The sequence below is a fragment of the Paenibacillus sinopodophylli genome, from assembly GCF_005930355.1.
GTDB lineage: Bacteria > Bacillota > Bacilli > Paenibacillales > Paenibacillaceae > Pristimantibacillus > Pristimantibacillus sinopodophylli.
On record NZ_VDBO01000001.1, the window covers coordinates 357458 to 378148 of the forward strand.

The 20691-nt window shown below is 47.5% G+C and carries 15 protein-coding genes; 12 read left to right on the forward strand and 3 right to left on the reverse strand.

The window, feature by feature from the left end; all coding sequences use genetic code 11:
• Positions 1-52: 52 nt before the first annotated feature.
• Entirely contained in the window at positions 53-1243 is a 1191-nt protein-coding gene (locus tag FGT79_RS01405; protein WP_138751004.1) for a pyridoxal phosphate-dependent aminotransferase, read from the reverse strand.
• Positions 1244-1331: 88 nt separating this feature from the next.
• Positions 1332-1805 carry a hypothetical protein gene (locus FGT79_RS01410; RefSeq protein ID WP_246096085.1) on the reverse strand — a complete coding sequence of 158 codons (474 nt, stop codon included), beginning with the start codon at positions 1803-1805 and terminating at the stop codon, positions 1332-1334.
• Positions 1806-1921: 116 nt separating this feature from the next.
• Between FGT79_RS01410 and FGT79_RS01415 the strand changes: the two genes are divergently transcribed.
• Positions 1922-2722: a carbon-nitrogen family hydrolase gene (locus tag FGT79_RS01415; RefSeq protein ID WP_138751005.1), complete on the forward strand. Its 801-nt coding sequence runs from the start codon at positions 1922-1924 to the stop codon at positions 2720-2722.
• On the opposite strand, the gene FGT79_RS01420 is transcribed toward FGT79_RS01415, so the two are convergent.
• Complete coding sequence (locus tag FGT79_RS01420; RefSeq protein ID WP_138751006.1) at positions 2723-3616, reverse strand: LysR family transcriptional regulator; 894 nt, start codon at positions 3614-3616, stop codon at positions 2723-2725. It abuts the gene before it with no gap.
• Positions 3617-3776: 160 nt separating this feature from the next.
• On the opposite strand from FGT79_RS01420, the gene leuC reads away from it, so the two are divergent.
• The 11 genes from leuC (at position 3777) to purT (ending at position 20605) form a co-directional block, all read left to right on the forward strand.
• Positions 3777-5192, forward strand: a complete 1416-nt coding sequence (gene leuC, locus FGT79_RS01425; RefSeq protein ID WP_138751007.1) for a 3-isopropylmalate dehydratase large subunit — start codon at positions 3777-3779, stop codon at positions 5190-5192.
• A gap of 28 nt (positions 5193-5220) precedes the next feature.
• Positions 5221-5820, forward strand: coding sequence for a 3-isopropylmalate dehydratase small subunit (gene leuD, locus FGT79_RS01430; RefSeq protein WP_138751008.1), 600 nt, complete (start codon positions 5221-5223; stop codon positions 5818-5820).
• A 157-nt stretch (positions 5821-5977) separates the two neighbouring features.
• Positions 5978-7387, forward strand: a complete 1410-nt coding sequence (locus FGT79_RS01435; protein WP_138751009.1) for an N-acetylmuramoyl-L-alanine amidase — start codon at positions 5978-5980, stop codon at positions 7385-7387.
• A 19-nt stretch (positions 7388-7406) separates the two neighbouring features.
• Entirely contained in the window at positions 7407-7952 is a 546-nt protein-coding gene (locus tag FGT79_RS01440) for a GerMN domain-containing protein (protein WP_138751010.1), read from the forward strand.
• A gap of 97 nt (positions 7953-8049) precedes the next feature.
• The gene (locus FGT79_RS01445; RefSeq protein ID WP_138751011.1) at positions 8050-10539 is read left to right on the forward strand and encodes an S-layer homology domain-containing protein; all 2490 of its coding nucleotides are present in this window, start codon (positions 8050-8052) and stop codon (positions 10537-10539) included.
• A 160-nt stretch (positions 10540-10699) separates the two neighbouring features.
• Complete coding sequence (nth, locus tag FGT79_RS01450) at positions 10700-11395, forward strand: endonuclease III (RefSeq protein WP_138751012.1); 696 nt, start codon at positions 10700-10702, stop codon at positions 11393-11395.
• Positions 11396-11400: 5 nt separating this feature from the next.
• Positions 11401-11673, forward strand: coding sequence for an NAD/NADP transhydrogenase alpha subunit (locus FGT79_RS01455; RefSeq protein ID WP_138751013.1), 273 nt, complete (start codon positions 11401-11403; stop codon positions 11671-11673).
• A gap of 10 nt (positions 11674-11683) precedes the next feature.
• Positions 11684-15355 carry a dynamin family protein gene (locus FGT79_RS01460; RefSeq protein WP_138751014.1) on the forward strand — a complete coding sequence of 1224 codons (3672 nt, stop codon included), beginning with the start codon at positions 11684-11686 and terminating at the stop codon, positions 15353-15355.
• A 322-nt stretch (positions 15356-15677) separates the two neighbouring features.
• Complete coding sequence (locus FGT79_RS01465) at positions 15678-17465, forward strand: ABC transporter ATP-binding protein (RefSeq protein ID WP_138751015.1); 1788 nt, start codon at positions 15678-15680, stop codon at positions 17463-17465.
• Positions 17465-19285: an ABC transporter ATP-binding protein gene (locus FGT79_RS01470; RefSeq protein ID WP_138751016.1), complete on the forward strand. Its 1821-nt coding sequence runs from the start codon at positions 17465-17467 to the stop codon at positions 19283-19285. Before FGT79_RS01465 ends, FGT79_RS01470 begins: the two co-directional genes overlap by 1 nt.
• Before the next feature lie 132 nt (positions 19286-19417).
• Positions 19418-20605: a formate-dependent phosphoribosylglycinamide formyltransferase gene (gene purT, locus FGT79_RS01475; protein WP_138752884.1), complete on the forward strand. Its 1188-nt coding sequence runs from the start codon at positions 19418-19420 to the stop codon at positions 20603-20605.
• Positions 20606-20691 lie beyond the last annotated feature (86 nt).

Sequence of the window (20691 nt, forward strand, 5' to 3'; positions counted from 1 at the left end):
AGCATAACATGATCATCTGCTGCTGTAAAGCAAGGCAATAGCGGGGTTCCGCTTAGAACAAATTGAGCTTGCCAATCCGTTCAACAGCTTCCTGAAGCCTCGCTTCGGAGGTAAGCAATCCGAGCCGAACAAAGCCTTCTCCATGAGTGCCAAAGCCTACCCCTGGAGCCACAACGACATCTGCTTCTTGAAGCAGGAGGTCAGCGAATGATTCAGATGTATACCCCGCAGGTACGGGAAGCCAACAGAAGAATGATCCTCCCGGACGTACAGCCTTCCAACCGATGCGATCGAGTGCGGTAAACAAAGCTTCACGACGGCTCTCGTACATGGCGCGGAGATCTGCAACGCAATCCTGAGGCCCAGTAAGAGCAAGTGCAGCTGCTTCTTGAATGCCTCCGAAAAGACTGCAATAATAATGGTCCTGAATCAAATTGATCAGCCTGATAATTTGTGCATTCCCGATTGCAAAGCCTACACGCCAGCCTGCCATGTTATAGGTTTTGGACAGCGTATAAAACTCAATTCCAACCTCTTTGGCACCAGGCGTCTGCAAAAAGCTAATTGGCTTATGTCCATCGAAGCCGATTGCGCCATAAGCAAAATCGCTTGCAACGACGATGCCATGCTTCTCTGCATATTTCACTGTTTCTTCATAGAATTCAGCACTTGCGACAGCACCTGTCGGATTGTTCGGGTAATTCATAAACATGAGCTTTGCACGCTCAGCAAGCTCAGGACTGATTGCCTCATAATTGGGCAAATAGTTATTCTGCTCGGTTAATGGCATGAATGCCATCTCAGCTCCAGCAAGCGCGACACCTGACCAATAATCAGGATAGCCTGGGTCAGGGACAAGGCACACATCACCAGGGTTTAGCAGGCATTGACTGATTTCGACTAAACCGGTTTTTCCGCCGAAAAGGATAGCAACCTCAGTCGTCGGATCGACATCGACGTTGTAATCCTCCTTGTAACGCTTCGCAACAGCTTCCTTCAGAAAAGGATAGCCGCTGAAAGGAGGATACTTGTGGTATAACGGATTAGCCGCTGCTTCTTGAAGCTTGGCTACAATATGGGGAGGGGTCGGCTGGTCCGGATTGCCTTGTCCCAAATTGATTACATCGCGTCCTTTGGCCGTTTGAGCGTTAGCTTTGGCGACCAGCTTGGCAAAAAATTGCGTCGGAAGACCGTTCATCCGATCTGCAGGTTGAATAAGGTGTTGACCAATTTGTGTTTCCATTCCCTCACGCTCCACATCACAATATCGCTATCTATATTAGACAATAGCTTAAATGTAGCATGAATGAAGGGCGTTGAGAAGCGGATTCCTATGAAGCAGGAATGCCAACCTTTTGAATAAACGGCTTAATGTCTGCTTTGAACAGGAACAAGTACGGTCTGCGTTTCTCATCAAATACGAGCAGAATCGGTGGTTTGTCCTTGCAATAGAAGAGAAACAAATCGTCAGACGTAACAACTACATCATTCGATTTAATCGTGACAGGTTTCGCTAAAGGAATACGGTAAACATAGCTGCAGCTCTCATCATTGGTAACCTGTGGTGCGAGCCCGCTGATTGAATTGACCCAGGAGGAGGCAAAGCTTTGGTACTGCGCATCGTTCGGAACCGTTTTGACAACTTTGCCGGCGGTTACGTCGAACACTTGCACGGGCTTTAAGCCCGTTTCGGTACTAGTTGCACGGTGAGCGCCGTGTTCGGAGTGAGCGGAAGCAAGCTGTGCAAACAGGAAGAGCGAGCAGCATGCGAGCAGCATGGCGGCTATTCGTTTTGATAACATCATAAACATTCTCCTTTTTGAAACAAAGTAGTCATTCCTTGTTGTTACGTTTCCCATCTTGACACAAATCCATGACAAGGTATCATTAGGGAAAATACAACCATGGGAGGCAACTAACGATGAGTCAACCATTGCGGCTCGCATTGCTGCAAATGAACATAGAGGCAGGGAATCCAGAAGCTAATTTCACTAAGCTCGGAAGCATGCTGGAAGAGGCGGTCAGCCAAGCTAACAAGCCGGATATTATTATGTTTCCAGAAATGTGGAACACAGGATACGCGCTCAAAGAAATTAAATCGATTGCAGATCATGAGGGAGAGCGTACAAAAACGTTTCTATCTGCGTTCAGCAAACAGCATCAGGTTCACATTATTGGAGGCTCGGTAGCTGAACAAAAGGGGGATGACGTATACAATACGATTTATGCGTTCAATCGCAGCGGGCAGGTCATTGCCGATTATTCGAAAATACATTTATTCCGCCTAATGGATGAAGAAAAGTATTTGGCAGCAGGTGACAAGCTAGGAAGGTTTGAGGTCGAAGGAGCAGACGCAGGAATGATGATATGCTATGATATTCGTTTCCCTGAGCTTGCCAGAAAGCTGGCGCTGGAAGGAGCCAAGCTGCTGTTCGTGCCTGCAGAGTGGCCGCATCCGCGCCTGCATCATTGGAAGACGCTGCTGACTGCGCGCGCAATTGAGAATCAAATGTTCGTCATTGCATGCAACCGGATGGGAACAAGCGGCGAGACAAACTTTTTCGGACATTCACTCGTGCTTGATCCTTGGGGAGAAACAATTGCCGAGGCTGGAGAAGAAGAAACAATTCTTTACGCCGAAATTGATCTGTCGCTCGTTGACTCTGTACGTTCGAAAATTCCAGTATTTGAAGATCGCAGACCTGCAATCTATGAAGCGTAATTATGGATAATTGCTTATAGTTTTATTCAAGGTGCGAATGAATGCTACGGATGCTTTCGATAAATAGCGGCCTTTGCGACTGGCAATAACAAGTGTTCTTGTCGGCTTCTGCAATAAAGACAGGTACCTAGGAGCGAATTGCGAGCCTTTGACCCGTGTAAGCATTTGCGGGACAAAGGCTATTCCCATGCCGCCTGCCACTAAGGATTGAATCGTCTCCATGTTACTGCTCTCGAACACAATGCGTGGTGAGAAGCCGGCTTTTTCGCATAGATCAACCGTAATCTGCCTGAACCCTTGACCTCTCTTTAGTCCGATGAACGGTTCTTCTTCAAGTTCGGAAATATCGATAGGGCCTTCTCTATTCATCAAATGATGGTTTGGCGGCACCGCAAGACAAATTTCTTCTTCTAGAAAAGGCTCCCATGCGAGAGAACTGTCAATTAAAGGTAGAGAGAGCAAGCTGAGATCGGTACCGCCGCTCGCAGTGAGTTGTTCAAGCTTATTCGTTGTATCCTCGACCAGCACGACTTCGATTTGTGGATATTGCTCTCCAAATACGGGCAGCACCATAGGGAGAATATGTGAGCCTGTAATAGGCAGCGTTCCGACGACTAGACGACCGCGGCGCATCTGTGCCATATCGTCCATTTCCTGTTTGAGCTGCTCAACGGCGTCTAATATCGCTTGTGATTTGCCCACAAAAACCTGTCCAGCCTGCGTAAGCTCGACGGAGTTAGTCGTTCTGCGAAATAGTAGGACGCCGAGCTCCTGTTCCAGCTTGGATAGCTGTTGACTTAATGACGGCTGTGCAATATGCAGCTTCTCCGCTGCACGCGAGAAGTTTTTCTCTAACGCAATTTGAATGACATAATTAAGCTGTCTGAGCTCCATATCTAATCTCCTTTATTAAATTTTTTGATGGGAAACTGCCATTATAGTTATTACCTATAGACGTTATAGATATTATATCTTGGATCAATGAAGAAAGAAATGCTATAGTAAGTTCAGTTAAGAAACGCAGAAGATTTAACGAAACGATGGGGTGAATATAATGACGAAAAAGACAATGTTTGAGAAGATTTGGGACAATCACGTCATTCATCAAGAAGAAGGTAAGCCAAGCGTTATTTATATCGATTTGCAGCTCGTTCACGAAGTAACGTCGCCGCAAGCATTTGAGGGCTTACGTCTATCCGGCCGCAAAGTGCGTCGCCCGGATCTTACTTTCGCAACGATGGATCATAACGTACCTACTAAGGATCGCTTCAACATTACGGATCCAATCTCGAAACAGCAGATCGACACGCTTACACAAAACTGTAAAGATTTTGGCGTAACGTTGTTTGATCTAGACAGCATCGACCAAGGTGTTGTGCACGTTATGGGACCTGAGCTTGGTCTTACACATCCAGGTAAAACAATCGTTTGTGGCGACAGCCATACATCGACACACGGTGCTTTTGGCGCATTGGCATTCGGTATTGGTACGAGTGAGGTTGAGCACGTTATGGCAACGCAATGCTTGCAGCAATCGAAAGCAAAAACGCTTGAGGTTCGCTTCAACGGAACACGCAAGCCAGGCGTGACAGCCAAGGATTTGATTCTGGGTGTTATTGCGCAATACGGAACAGACTTTGCTACAGGCTATGTTATCGAGTTTACTGGTGAAGCCATTACAAGCTTGACGATGGAAGAACGTATGACGGTTTGCAACATGTCCATTGAAGCGGGCGCTCGCGCTGGTCTAATTGCACCAGACGAAACGACTTTCAACTACCTTCGCGGTCGTCAATATGCACCAGCTAGCTTCGATGAAGCTGTAGAAGCGTGGAAACAACTTACAACTGACGAAGGTGCTGTATACGATACGGTTGTGGACTTCGACGTAGATGCTCTTATTCCGCAAGTGACTTGGGGAACTAGCCCAGGGATGGGTACGAACATTACGGCTAAAGTACCATTCCCAGCTGATCTTCCGACAGAAAACGAGCGCAAAGCTGCTGATGCGGCGCTTGATTATATGGATCTTAAACCAGGCACACCTATGAACGAAATTGCAATCGATTATGTATTTATCGGTTCATGTACGAATGGCCGTATTGAAGATTTGCGTGCAGCAGCAGAGATCGCTAGAGGCTACAAGGTCAGCGACCGTGTAACAGCTATTGTCGTTCCAGGCTCAGGCCGCGTGAAAATTCAAGCGGAAAAAGAAGGACTCGACAAAATCTTTACTGAAGCAGGATTTGAATGGCGTGATGCTGGTTGCTCGATGTGCCTAGCGATGAACCCTGACGTATTAAAACCAGGCGAGCGCTGCGCATCAACGTCTAACCGTAACTTCGAGGGTCGCCAAGGCCGTGGAGGACGTACGCATCTTGTATCGCCTGCAATGGCTGTTGCTGCAGCTGTTAAAGGTCATTTCCACGATGTGCGTGATTGGGAAATTAAATCCGAAGTGTTGAACTAATTGAACGCGAGAGAGGGGTATAACCGATATGGAACCGTTTAAACAACTTACAGGCATCGTCGCCCCGGTCGACCGGGTCAATGTCGACACTGATGCAATCATACCTAAACAATTTTTGAAGCGCATTGAGCGCAGCGGCTTCGGTCAATATCTATTTTTCGAATGGCGCTTTCACGAGGACGGCGAAGTAAACGCTGAATTCGAACCGAACAAACCGCGCTACGAGGGTGCTTCTGTACTCGTATCCCGTGCGAACTTTGGTTGTGGATCATCTCGTGAGCATGCTCCATGGGCGATTCTAGACTACGGCTACCAAGTCATTATCGCTCCATCATATGCAGATATCTTTTATAACAACTGCTTTAAGAATGGCATTCTGCCGATCAAGCTTAGCGAAGAGCAAGTGGAAGAAATCTTCCAACGTACGGCTAAACATGAGGGCTATACGCTGAAGGTTGATCTTGAGAACAAACAGCTTTCTGATGATCATGGTCTGACGATTAACTTTGATCTTGATGAGCATCGCCGTCAATTCCTTCTTCAAGGACTCGATGATATCGGATTAACGCTTCAGCATGAAGACAAAATTACGGCTTACGAGCAAAAACATATCGCACGTTTGGTTTAATACGTGAATGGAAAGAGGACAAATCGACTCGTGTGAGTGATTTGTCCTCTTTTTTCCTTTTCACGCAACTTTTTCTGACAAGCTGCGTCTATATTTGCGTCTGTAAAAGTCGAATGCACTCATTCGATGCGGGCAATTTCAGTCATCGAGGTGGGAAATGAAAAGATTTGTGTCCATGTTGTTGTTTATGTCGTTATTTTTCACGATGTTCGCCACTGTAGGACAAGCTGCAGAGGTCGTCCCAAAGCTTTTTTTGAATGGCAAGCTGTTAACGTCAGCCGCTAATCCGCAAATTATTGACAAGTTTACCGTTGTACCTGTTCGGACGATATCCGAAGGATTAGGTTATCAGATCCAATGGGACAATACGTCGAAAGCGGCAACGGTTACGCACGGTACGAATGTCATAAAGCTCAAGTACAATGACAAGACGGCCCTCGTGAATGACAAGACGGTTCTAATGGACACGTCAGTTGCTATTATTAAAGGCAATGCATTAGTTCCACTTCGCTTCATCGGTGAACAATTCGGTCTAGATGTCGAATGGAACAATACCGCGAAAGAAGTACATATGTATGAGCATCTGTCTGAACCTGTCGATCCTATTGAACCAGCAGAGCCAGTCGTGCCAACAGCGCTTGTTACCGATGTGGCATACAATGGTGACAGTACGCTGACCATGAGCTATGAGGGCACAATGAAAGCGAACAAGCCCTTGCTGTTAGACAATCCTAAACGAGTCGTATTTGACTTCCCGAATACGGGATTCATTACACTTGTGAACGGCCAAGCCGTTATTGATGTAACTGACAGCACTTATTTGCAAAAGGTTAGATATTCGTTGTTTTCGAATACGCCGTCAACCGTTCGATTAGTTATTGAGATTAGTAACGATACCGGTTACGTACTGACTGAGGATGTCGGTACATTCCAATTGAAGTTTATGGCTCTTACAGATGTTCCTGTTGACCCAACCATTCCAGTTGAGCCCCCAGTTGTTGTTATTCCAACAGATCCGCCACCGTCCAAAGATGTGTTCAATATTGTCATCGATCCCGGACATGGAGGAACGGATCCTGGTGCTTCGAGTATTACGAACAAATGGGAGAAAGAGTTTAATTTAAGCGTCGCGCTCAAAATGAAAGCTCTGCTAGATAAAGAAACGAAGATCAAAGCTCACTTTACGAGAACAGGCGATACGTATCCGTCTCTGGATGATCGTGTGAAATTTGCTGAGAATCTCAAAGCGGACTTATTTATTTCTATCCATGCCAATAAAGGGCCAGCGACAGCAACGGGTGCTGAGACCTACTATTACAAAGACAATAGTAAAGCTTTGGCTGCCGTAATTCACAAACGTTTGATTGCGGCTACTAAAATTAAAGATCGCGGAGTAAAGAAGGAAGCTTATAAGGTTATTAAGCAAACGACAATGCCTGCTGTGTTAATCGAGGCTGGATTTTTGTCTAATACGAATGATGTGAAAATGCTGTATGATGATGCAGCACAGAATCGTATCGCAGCTGAGCTTGTTGCTGGCATCAAGGAATATTTAAAAGTGAAATAGAAAGCTGGTGTTCAGTGTGATGAAACGATTCAAAGCACGCGGGCTGCTTGTTGTCATGGTTTTATCTGCTGTGCTTGCAGGGTGCGGCGTTCAAGATAAGCCTAGCAATAATCAAGGTGGCGCAGCTACAGAGACGGTATCACCGTCTCCATCTCCAGAGCCGACAGCCGTAACGAACGTAATCGATGCTGCTATTTACTTAACCGATGCCGAGCTTACTGAAACAATCGAGCAGACAGTTAAATTATCTTACGAGACAGAAGCTGATTTGGTTGCAGCAGCCATAGCGGAGCTTCAGAAGGACGCTGCTGGAGAAGCTGTAGCATTGTGGAAACCGATTGAAGTTAAATCCGTAATACTGGAAGAAGGGCTCGTTACCCTTGATATTCATTTGCCTGACGAAGCGAGACTCGGCGCGCCAGGCGAGAGTATCGTTATTGAAACACTCAAGCAGACACTGTTTCAATTCGAATTCGTTAAGTCCATTCAGCTATTAGTTGACGGTGCAGAGATTGATACGTTAATGGGTCACGTTGAACTGGAGCATCCGATGTTGAAAGAATAATAAATAAGTGTTCAAATGGCTTCGCTCCGTACCTCTCAGTAGGGCAGCGGAGCCGTTCTGCTTAAAACTACTTGATTATCAGGGGGATTATAAGTTTATGAGCAAGAAATTTGCAGGCAGAAAAATTTTAATTGGAGCCATCGCTTTTTCACTAGTAGCAGGAAGCGGCGTAATCATTCCGACAACTCATAGCTACGTATCAGCAGCTACGCTTACCACACCATTCAAAGACGTAGCGAGTGGACACTGGGCAGAGAAGCATATTGCTAAACTAGCGTTGCAGAAAATTATTGAAGGCAATACAACAACGAATGGTACCTTTGTTTTCCGCCCAAGTGAAAATGTCAGTCAACAGGAAGCTGTGCTTATGGCATTGCGATTCGCTGGTCTAGATAAACAAGCAGATCAAGATGCGATTATCGGTTTTCCTACATCCTTTTCGGTAAGTGCTTTCTTTAAGTCCTATGTTATGCTTGCCTTTGAGGAAGGGCTGCTTGATCAACAAGAAGAATATGAGCTGGCTTCAAAGGATACGAAGATTGCATGGGGAACAAAGCCAGCCTCGCGTGAGTGGGTAACGAAGCTTATGGTACGTGCAATCGGCCAGAAGCAGGAGGCATTGGATCTTCAGAATACAGCATCTAGCTTCTCGGATGCATCTCAAATTAATTCACTCTACAAAGGCTATATCAACCTGGCAGCAAAGCTTGATCTTGTAAAAGGTGTAACTGCCGTGAAATTTGATCCGAAAGCGAATGTAACGCGGGCAAGCCTCGCTACAATGTTCAGCAGAGCAGAGAAGCAGTACCCTGTCGCATACGAAGGTCAAGTAAATGGAGTAATTTCCAGATTGACGGATACAGCGCTAACCATTTATCACGACAAGAAAGAAACAACGTACACGCTTGATGCGGATACGCTCTTCTATCATTACAATACGGAGATTCCTATTACAAAACAGCAGCTACTTGAGTATGGCGACGTGACGCTCATCGCAAAAGACGGCAAGGCACAGTACGTTGAAGTAAATGGCGATAAAGTGTACACGAGTACGGTTTCTGGAACGCTTGGTCGCGTGGTAGCAAACGAGAAGAAAATTTATGTTTGGGACAATGATGACTTGGTTGAAGTTTACTATAACGACTTGCTTTCCGTTGTTGACACAGATGGTAAAGCACTTGCTTTGTCATCTATTAAAACAGATAGTCCAATTACCATCACTCAGGATTCATTTCGTGAAAAACCGCTTGCAATTAAAGTCGTAGCTGCTTCGCAAGCGTCGGCTACAAGTGCGAAAGGTACCTTCTACGGCACAGATGGTGAGCTTATTACGATTATGCAGGGAACTGCGCTTGTATCTAAATTCATGGCGGATACGGTGACGTTGGAAATAGAAGGATTGACCGAAGCAACTGTTGGCGATCTGATAAAGGAAGCAGACGAAGTAGAGCTTACATTAAATGATGCGGATAAAGTCACGAAAATAAAAGTTGTGAACCGTAATGTGAAATCATTAGCGGGTGCACAAATTGCCAGTTTCGTTTATGACAAAAAGCTATTGACGGTTGTAGATGCGTCAGGTGGAAATGCACAGGCATTATATTTCACGGATAAAACGAGAATTGAATACAGCGGCAATCAAATTTCATTATCTTCCGCAACCAATTTGTTAACACAGAATCGCAAAATTGTGATCTCGTATACCGGAAATGCGATCGTATCGCTTCAGTTCGTAACGAAGTATACGGGTCAATTGGTGTCTATGAATGCTTCAACAAACTTATTAACGGTCAAGCTTGATAATGGTGCTTCGGTTTCGTTGCCTTATAGTAATGCTATTGTTGAGCACCCTGTTATAGCAAATGCAGCACTCAGCGACTTGAAGGCTGGCGATTTGCTGACACTTGAGCTAAACAGCAGCCAGGATAAAGTAGCAACAATCAAAAGTCATGCTACTACACAATACGAAGTGCTGACGATTGATTCAGTGGGCAAGAAGCTGCGTGTGAAAAATGCAACGACAACTGCATTTGATCTGTCCGTAGGGAACACAGAATTGGTTAATGAGGCAGGAGCCAAACTTACAGTTGATCAAATTACGCCAGGTACTTTAATTAATGTTAACTTTGTCGGAAAACAAGCGGTAACAGCACGTACGGTAGCCGCTACTTTCGGAAGGGTACAAGCTGTGTCTGCAAGCAGCGTAACCGTTATAGACCTTGTAGGCCAAACAGTCGTCTATAATGTAGATGGGGGTTTTACTGCAATAAAAGGTGCTTCACAGAACAACACGACTACTCTTATAGCAGTTGGTGATTATGTAGAGGTGCAGAAGTTTGATGGCAGCAAGACACAAATTTCAGTTGCTGTTGGAGAGAGCCGTATCTTCACTACTTACAATTTGGCGACAGCACAGATTTGGACAGAGAAGGTATCCGATGCCGATAACCGCAATTACTTCAATGTAAACAGCAATACGAAATATTTCTATAATGGAAATGTAACGGCTGCAACGGCTTTCAAAGCTGGAGATGCGATTACCATTTATGGCTTTAGAAATTTTGCAATTGCAGTGGTCAAACCGTAGAAGAAGTGAAAAGAAGCCATATTTAGGATGAGATATTTATATTTTGTGAAAAAACTGCCCATATGGGCAGTTTTTTTATAGAATATGCTTGATTACGGTTGCGAAGCGTGACAATTTTCGCTACACTTTGAACGATAGTGTTTGATTAGGGGAGAGGACGATGAGCACGAAGCAGAAAATGCGTCATGTACTGGATATCATTGCGGAAATGTTTCCAGATGCACACTGCGAGCTGAACCATAGCAATCCGTTTGAGCTTACGATAGCCGTGCTGCTGTCAGCGCAATGCACGGATGAAACGGTCAATAAAGTGACGGTAGGCTTATTTGAGAAATATAAGCGGCCGGAGGATTATTTGAGCGTTCCGCTTGAGGAGCTGGAGCAGGATATTCGCCGCATCGGATTGTTTCGAAGCAAGGCTTCTAACATTCAGAAGCTGTGCCGTATCGTTATCGATAAATATGACGGTAAAGTACCGGAGAGCCATGATGGTCTGACTGAGCTGCCAGGTGTAGGAAGAAAAACGGCGAATGTAGTCATGTCAAACGCATTTGGCGTACCTGCTATCGCAGTTGATACGCACGTGGATCGTGTAACAAAGCGGTTAGGGTTTGCGAAGCCTGATGATTCAGTTCTAGAGGTTGAGAAGAAGCTTATGAAACTCGTACCGCGCGAGGAATGGACTTTGACTCACCATAGGCTCATCTTTTTTGGCCGCTATCATTGCAAAGCACAAAGCCCGCAGTGTCCGATTTGTCCGCTGCTTGATTCGTGCAAAGAAGGAAAACAACGTATGAAGCCAGGCTTTAAAACCAAAAATAAGCCTATGAAACCTAAAATAGCTAATAAAGGATGATGACGATGAACTGTATTTCCGTATACACAAAAAACTTTGAGCTTTTTTCCGATATTTATGAGCAAGTGCTTGAGTCTCCACCAGAAGAAAACGAGGATATCGTTGTAGAAGGCATTACAGTAAGTGGTTCAGGAGACGTTCCTGATCAATACATCGAGCGTATGCGCGTTAAGCCTGAGGTTGTCGTTATGCGTGACAAAGAGCGTAACATTATGATTTTGCAGCACGGCAACGTATTCGAAATTTGCCTGCCGTCTGAAGAAGAGCAAGCCGTCTAAGGAGAAACAGATGACTGAAATAACGGTGCAAAGCATAGCGGGAGCTATATCCGAGGCAGCGGGCTTAATGGCCGCTGCAGGAGATACATTACATGCAAAGCAAGCACAGGAGCTGAACAGTAAGCTGACCGAAGGTCGGCTTACTGTCGCTTTTTGTGGACATTTTTCGGCAGGGAAATCAACTTTGATTAATCGCCTATGTGGTACAAAGCTGCTGCCATCAAGTCCGATTCCAACAAGCGCGAACGTTGTATCTATTCGCGGCGGAGAGCGGGCTTATGCTGCTGTCGAGACGATTAAAGATGGTGTTGCTACGCAAGCAGAAGTAGCGATTGAAGAGCTTGACCGCTATTGTGTAGATGGTGAGCAATTTACTTCCGTTTCGATCGTATATCCTAGTGAACAATTGGGAGACCACACGGTTCTGCTCGATACGCCGGGAATCGATTCAACGGATGATGCTCATCGCATGGCTACAGAATCGGCGCTGCATTTGGCAGATGTGGTTTTCTATGTGATGGATTATAATCATGTGCAATCCGAAATTAACTTCGCTTTCGCGAAGCAGTTGAAGGATTGGGGCAAGCCATTATATTTCATTGTGAATCAGATTGATAAGCATCGCGATCGTGAGCTGTCTTTCGCAAGCTACCGCCAAAGCGTAGAGGATGCGTTTCATGCTTGGCATTTGGAGCCGGCAGGAATCGTTTATTTGTCATTGCGTGAACCTACGCATCCGCATCAGGAATGGGATCAGCTGCTCGATTTGCTTAATGGGCTGCAGAAGATTCGTGAGCCACTATGCATCTACAGTGTAGACGCATCACTGCGGCATCTGGCAGCAGGCCACTTGAAATGGAGCGAACTTGAAGCGGAGCCGAAGCGAGAGCGATTGATTGAGGAAGCTGGCGGGGAAGAGGCTGCTGCTCTTGTTACTGCCGAGATGGATCGTCTAAAGCAGCTCATTGCACAAATCGCGGACCAAAAAGAGGTATACCGTGCGCAGCTTCGCAAAGAGCTGCAGTCATTGCTCGACAACGCGAATATTACACCGGCTGGCTTGCGAGACCTGGCACAGTCTTTTCTTGAGAGCAGGAAACCGGGCTTTAAAGCCGGGCTTTTGTTCGCAGCTGCCAAAACGGCTGCGGAGCAAGAACGGAGATTGACCGCATTCAGTGAGGAATTGAATAGTCTAATTAATGCATCTATAGACTGGCATGTGAAGCACCTGCTTCGAACAGAAGCTGAACGAGCAGATTTCGACGGTGAGGTGCTGGAAACGGGCATGGCGCAAAGTCTTGGCTGGGTTCCCGATTCGGAATGGCTCATCGCACGGGTGAAGGGCGGTGCGGTCATCAACAATGAATATACAATGACCTTCAGCCGCGACCTTGCCGCGGATGTGAAGGCTGTTTATCGCCAGCGGGCGTTAGTATTGATCGACGCGCTGGCGGATCATGCTGCCGCGGTAGGCGATTCAGCCGCTGCGGATGCACAGGCACAGCTTGCAGCGCTCCGCGCGCAGGCTGGTGCTCTTGAGGCGCTCGCTGCGATGGCGAAGCGAGCTGCGGAGCATCAGGCGCGGCTTGCTGCAGCGCTGCCTGAAGTGCCGGCTAGGCCGGCTTTGCCCGCGCCGCGCGCAGCGGCTGGGGCAGGCACTGCAGCGCAGGCGGCGACTGAGGCCGCCGGAGCTGCTGCAGCGGCGAGCGAAGCGCCGCTGGCAAGCAGGGGCGGGCGCGCGGCGGCGGGTGCGCCGCGCCGCGCGGGAGCTGGCGCGCTAGCGGGCGGAGCCGCGCTTGCGCAGCAGCATGGCGCAGCCGCGCGCTTAGCGAGCGCGGCGGAGCTGCTCGCGCCGCATGCAGCGCTGGCTGCTGCCGCGCACGCGATGCGCGATAAGGCGAAGCGGCTGCAGGACAGCCGCTTCACCATCGCGTTGTTCGGCGCCTTCAGCGCCGGAAAATCATCGCTCGCGAACGCGCTGATCGGCGAACCGGTGCTGCCGGTATCGCCTAATCCGACGACGGCGGCGATCAACCGGCTCGTGCCGCCTACGGCGGAGCACGGCCATGGCACGGCGCGCATCGTCATGAAGTCGCGCGCCGCAGTCGAGGACGACGTGCGCTACTCCTTGGCGCTGCTCGGAGAGAAAGCCGGCATCGACCAATTGCCGGATGCCGCAGCGCTCATGCGGGCGATTGACCGCTTGACTCCCGATTCCATCGGGGCAGGCGGCCGCCCGCATTTCAGCTTCCTGCGCGCAGCCCGCGCAGGCTGGGCTATGCATGAGCCGCTGCTTGGACAGCAGCTCTCTGTGGACCAAGCGGAGTATGAGCGCTATGTTGCAGAAGAATCCCGCTCATGCTTCGTGAGCGAGATCGAGCTCCATTACGACTGCGAGCTTACTGCGCAGGGCATCGTGCTCGTGGATACGCCTGGTGCTGACTCGGTCAATGCCAGACATACTGGTGTTGCCTTCAATTACATCAAAAACGCGGATGCCGTTCTGTTCGTAACTTATTATAACCATGCTTTCTCACAAGCGGATCGTCAATTCTTAATGCAGCTTGGGCGGGTTAAGGATCAATTCGAGCTGGATAAAATGTTCTTCCTTGTGAACGCGGCTGACCTCGCAGCGGACGAAGCAGAGCTCGCAGGCGTATTGAAGCATGTAGAAACCAATTTGCTTCAGCATGCAATACGGTCTCCTAGACTGTTCCCTGTATCAAGTCTGCAGGCGCTTGACGGTAAGACAGACGGGAACGCCGAGCTGGTGAAACGCTCTGGAATTGAGGCATTCGAGCAATCATTCTTATCCTTCATACAGAATGATCTTGGCAGACTTGCCGCTCAAGCGGCGGAGCAGGACTTGAAGCGTGCATTGTCAACCGTTTCCGGTTGGCTGAGAAGCGCGGAAGGCGATGCTACTACTAGAGAAGCAGAGCTTCATGATCTAAAGCAGGCCGTGCAGTCAGCGAAACAAGATATTGAGGCTTTGCAATCAGGTGTATTGCCTGAACAGCTGAAGCAAGAGCTAAGTGAGCTGTTATATTATGTCGTTCAGCGGATACAATATCGCTTCGGCGAGTTCTACAACTTCGCCTTTAACCCAGCGTCCCTGCAGGATGACGGGCGTGACTTGAAGAAGGCAATCTGGACATCATGGCTTGAGCTTCAGCGCCTTGTTCAGCTTGAGCTATCTCAAGAAATGCTGGCAACTTCCCTGCGAATGGAGCGCGGGATTCATACGCAGCTCCAGAAGCAATATGCAAGTTACGCGCAGCGGCTTGAATCAACAATAGCTGCATACAGCGCTGTCCCTTATTCAGCGGCTTCTCTTCCTACACCTGAGCAGCCAGACGCATGGGAAGCTGAATCTGTGGAAGTGAAGCTGCTATGGAGCCGGTTCAAATCACCGCGCCATTTCTTTGAAGGCGAAGGCAAGACGCTGCTTCGCAAGGAGCTTGAGACGCTGCTCGCACCTTCCTTGAACGGCTGGATGACTGAACAAACCGCTGCTTGGACGCAGCTCTATGAACAGATATGGAGTCGTGCGGCGGAGCAGGCAGCCAATCAACTGCAAGAAGACATGCTTGCCTACGAAAGCGGCAAGCGCAGCTCACTTGCAGGAAACGCGGATCTAGCCGAGCTTAACGAGCTTTATAAGCAATTAATTCATCTATAAGGTTACAACCTATCCATTCATCTCTTTTTGTTAAAGGATATGAATATACCTATCGCATTAATAGCTGAATGCTTTTGCGGGTGCCGCTTGGACCTGCAAAAGCTTTTTTAATTTTTGTGTGTTTCTGTGCAAAAAGTGAGCAATTGGCACATATCTGTCACGATTTAGGACTATTTGGGAGCATTAACCGCTTCCAATTTCCATATCGCGGCTATTAGCTGATTCATACAGCTATATGAATTCGTATCCTGTTTGCTCGCATTTCGGGATGCTGATAATATTCATTCATACTAACAATATAGCAACGGGGAGATGGAATTACTTGGACGTATTAAGGCAGTTAAAAGCATTTTATTGGGCGGAGCGAAAGTATTTGTTCTCATCTATATTTTGCTTAATGTGCGCTACAGCACTCGGACTTGTCTATCCGAATTTGCTGCGCTACCTCATTGATGATGTTATTAGGCCAAGAAAATTCGAGTTGGTGCCGATGCTTGCTTTCACGGTAGTCGGGGTCGTAAGCTTTAAGGGCTTTATGCAGTTTTTACACGGTTTTTTTGGCGGCAGGCTGGGCAATAAAGTTGCATTTCGGCTGCGCAATGCTTTGTACGACAAGCTGCAAACGTTGTCCTTTCAATACTATGACAAAGCGAAGACAGGCGATCTCATGTCTCGTTTAACGGCTGATTTGGAAGCGATTCGCAACTTTATCGGTTTTGGCTTTGCACAAATTTTGAATATGGTGCTGATGATTGTATTTGGCGGTGCTATGATGTTCTCGATCCATTGGCAGCTAACGTTAATTACGCTTGTCACGATTCCTTTGCTTGGTTTCACAGCCATTAAGTTCGAGAAAAACATTCATCCAGCATTTCGCGAGATGCGTCAAGCGATGAGTAATCTAACAACAGCCGTCCAAGAGAATATTACGGGTGTTCGCACAGTAAAGTCGTTTGCCCGCGAATCGCATGAGGTGTCGAAATTCTCGATTCGCAGCGAAGCTTATCAGACGAATCAGGTCGGCGCTGCCAAGATCTGGGCCAAATATTTTCCCGTGATGGAGCTTGTAGCTAACTTAAGTGCAGTTATTCTTCTCGTAGCAGGCGGCATACTCGTCATTAACAATTCGCTGCAGCTTGGCGAATTCGTAGCCTTTTTCAGTTTAATCTGGTACATTATCGGTCCGATGTGGGGGCTTGGCTTCCATATTAATAACTACACACAGTTCAAAGCTTCAGGTGAGCGCGTTCTTGAATTGCTCACAGAGCATGTCCATGTGAAAAATGAAGAGGCCGCGATTGAGGTTAATAGTGAGACATCAAAAGGTCATGTGCGCTTCAATGATGTTACCTTCCATTACCCAGACAAATTACCTGCTGTCACGAATCTGAACATCGATGCTCCTGAAGGCTCGGTAATCGGATTACTTGGGGCGACCGGAGCTGGAAAGTCAACGATTATCCAACTGCTGATGCGTGCCTATAATGTGAAGAAGGGTACGATCACTCTTGATGGTATCGATATTCGCAATCTTGACGTTGCCAGCCTGCGCCGCTTGATTGCACCGGTTTTCCAGGAAACCTTCCTATTCTCGGCATCGATTCGCGACAATATCGCTTATGGCGTCCGAGACGTCACACCTGCGCAAATTGAATATGCAGCTAAGCTCTCCAATGCACATGATTTCATTATGGAGCTGCCACTTGGCTACGATACGATCGTAGGCGAGAGAGGAATGGGCTTATCGGGTGGACAGAAGCAGCGGATCGCAATTGCAAGAGCGCTGATCAAAAACCCGCGTATTCTTATTCTGGATGACGCCACTAGTGCTGTAGATATGGAAACTGAGCATGAGATCCAAGCTGGCTTCAAGGAATTGATGGCAGGTCGCACGACATTTATCATTGCGCACCGTATATCATCGCTTAGACATGCGGACGAGATCATCGTTCTTGACAAAGGTCATGTTGTTCAACGCGGATCACATGCGCAGCTAATCACACAGCAAGGTCCATATAGAGATACCTACAACATTCAATATGCGGATTATCCGCTTGATGATGCAGCACTGGCCGCGGAGGCGCATGATCGGAAAGGGAGTACCGTCTAATGAGCAGCGTCAAATCAAAGGCTAACAACAAAAACGAACGCTTCATCTATCAAGATGACGAGCTGATTGAAAAACCTTTTAACTGGGGTCAATTGCGTCGATTGTACATGTATATGAAGCCTTATTCCAAGGAATTAATGCCTGTGATCTGGATGATGATTCTAGGCACGGCAACCCGGCTAGGGGTACCGGCACTTGTCATATTGGCAATTGATGAAGCGATAGCACCCGCAAATGGGGAAACAAGCGTACCTAAGCTTCTTATCATCGCGAGCATCATGCTCGTCTTGTACATTGTCCAATGGGCATCGAATACTTATCGCATCAAATATACGAATATTATTGGTCAGAAGGTCATTTATGACCTCAGGAATCATCTATTCCAGCATATTCAGAAGCTCAGCTTCCGCTTCTATGACAAAAGACCAGCAGGCTCCGTGCTCGTACGGGTGACGAATGACGTCAATGCGCTTCAGGATCTGTTCACGAATGGTGTCGTCAACTTGCTGATGGACTGTGTACAGCTGTTCGGTATCGTTATCATCCTGCTTGCATGGAACTTCAAGCTCGGACTCGCTGTTATGATTACCGTGCCGTTAATGTTTCTGGTATCAACGACGCTGCGCAAAAGAATTCGCTTCGCTTGGCAGGATGTGCGAATTAAGCAATCACGTATCAATTCTCATTTGAATGAAAGTATTCAAGGCATGAAGGTTACGCAGGCTTATGTGCAAGAAAAGGACAATATGAGCTTCTTCAATCAAATGAATACGGTGAATGTGCAATCGTGGAACAAAGCATCGGCGCTCAACCAAGCGTTTGGTCCCATAATTGAGATTACATCCGCGATCGGAACGTTTATTCTGTTCTGGTACGGCGCTCATCTTATTCAATCAGAAGCCATTACGATTGGCGTTCTGGTCGGCTACGCCCAGTATATAGGGAATTTCTGGGACCCGATTAATAGGCTTGGTCAAATGTATTCCCAGCTATTGATTGCTATGGCATCCTCTGAACGAATATTTGAATTTATTGATGAGGAGCCGACGGTTGGCGAGCTGAACGAGGCGAAGCCGCTTCCCAAAATTAAAGGTGCAGTGAAGTTTGATCATATCGTGTTCGAGTATGAGAAGGGCAGGCCAGCTCTGAAGGACGTCACTATTGATGTGAAAGCAGGCCAATCGATTGCGCTTGTAGGCCATACAGGGTCTGGCAAAAGCACGATAATCAATCTGCTATGCCGATTTTACGATCCTGTCCAGGGACGTGTGCTGATCGATGGCATTGATATTCGCGACGTAACGATTGAGAGCTTACGCTCACAAGTCGGGATTGTCTTGCAGGATACTTTTATATTCGCCGGGACAATCAGAGACAACATACGTTATGGACGATTGGATGCATCCGATGCAGACATCGTCAAAGCGGCTCAAGCCGTGAATGCGCATGATTTCATTATGGAATTGCCAGACGGCTACGATACGCAGGTTGAGGAGCGCGGAAATGTGCTGTCTATGGGCCAGCGCCAGCTACTGTCATTCGCACGGGCTTTGCTGGCTGATCCGCAAATTCTCATACTGGATGAAGCGACAGCCAGTATTGATACGGAAACAGAGCTTAAGATTCAAGAAGCGCTCAAAATATTGCTTGCAGGACGCACATCGTTCATGATTGCTCACCGTTTGTCGACGATTCGCCATGCAGATGAAATTATTGTACTTGATCATGGCCAAATCGTGGAGCAAGGGAATCATGAAGCGTTGATTGCCAAACGCGGTGTATATAATGGATTAATTGAAGCCCAATATCGTTATTTGTAGAATAGCCGCATAAAATAGTTGATTTTTGAAGAGAGAACCTCCACAATGGAAGGAAAAACGAACCAAAGCGTTGGTATCGTCCTTAAAGGCGTACAGCGATTATGGTTTGCATCCAGGAGGTTCTTTTTCTTTATGTATGGATCACCCTTAACAACGAACGCTCGCAAGCTGCTGCTGCTAGGTTCAGGAGAGCTAGGCAAGGAAGTTGTGATTGAGGCACAGCGCCTTGGAGTTGAGACGATTGCTGTGGACCGTTATGAGCATGCGCCAGCCATGCAGGTTGCTCATCGCAGCTACACGACTGATATGCTGAACGGCGCGGAGCTGCGTAGAATTATAGAGCAGGAAAAGCCAGACTTCATCGTGCCAGAGATTGAAGCGATTGCCACCGAAACACTTCGCGAGCTTGAGAAGGAAGGACATCGTGTCATTCCGACGGCTCGCGCCGCGTGGCTTACGATGGATAGAGAAGGCATTCGAAGGCTGGCTGCAGAAACGTTAAAGCTGCCGACAGCGCCGTATCGTTTCGCAGATTCATTGGAAGAGCTGCGCGAGGCTGCAGCAGTACTTGGATTCCCGTGTGTCATTAAACCCATCATGAGCTCATCAGGCAAAGGGCAAAGTGTATGCCGATCTGAAGCTGAGCTTGAAGCTTGCTGGAGCTATGCAATGGAAGGCGGGCGTGCTAAGAAACAGCGTATTATTGTGGAGGGCTTCGTAACCTTTGAATCTGAGATTACGCTGCTTACTGTACGCTCGGTATCGGGGACAAGCTATTGCCCGCCTATTGGCCATGTGCAGAAGGACGGCGATTATATTGAATCCTGGCAGCCTCATGCGATGACGCTCGAACAAATCGAGCAAGCAGAATCGATTGCCCTTCGCATTACAGATGAGCTTGGCGGCTATGGTATTTATGGAGTAGAGTTGTTTATTACGAAAGATGGTGTGTTATTTAGCGAGGTTTCACCGCGTCCTCATGATACAGGCATGGTAACGATGGTTACGCAGGATCTATCGGAATTTGCCCTTCATGTTAGGGCAATATTGGGATTTCCGATTCCGACGATCAGGCTGTTGACGCCTGGTGCATCACATACGTTGAAGGCTGACAGAGAAACTGTCGATTTCCGCATAGGCGGTATCGAAGAAGCACTTTCTGTACCTAATACACAGGTGCGTGTGTTTGGAAAACCAGAAACAAAATTAGGAAGACGGATGGCTGTTGCACTTAGCTCGGCATCAACTGTAGAGCAGGCGCGCGACTTGGCTCGAACAGCCGCAGAGTCTCTTTATATGGATTACAGCAATCTGTCATAAATCGAAGATTTCAACGATCGTTGCCGAATGGAGGTTGATTCGGCAACGATTTTTTTGTGTTTTAATCACTTATGTTAGACAACCTG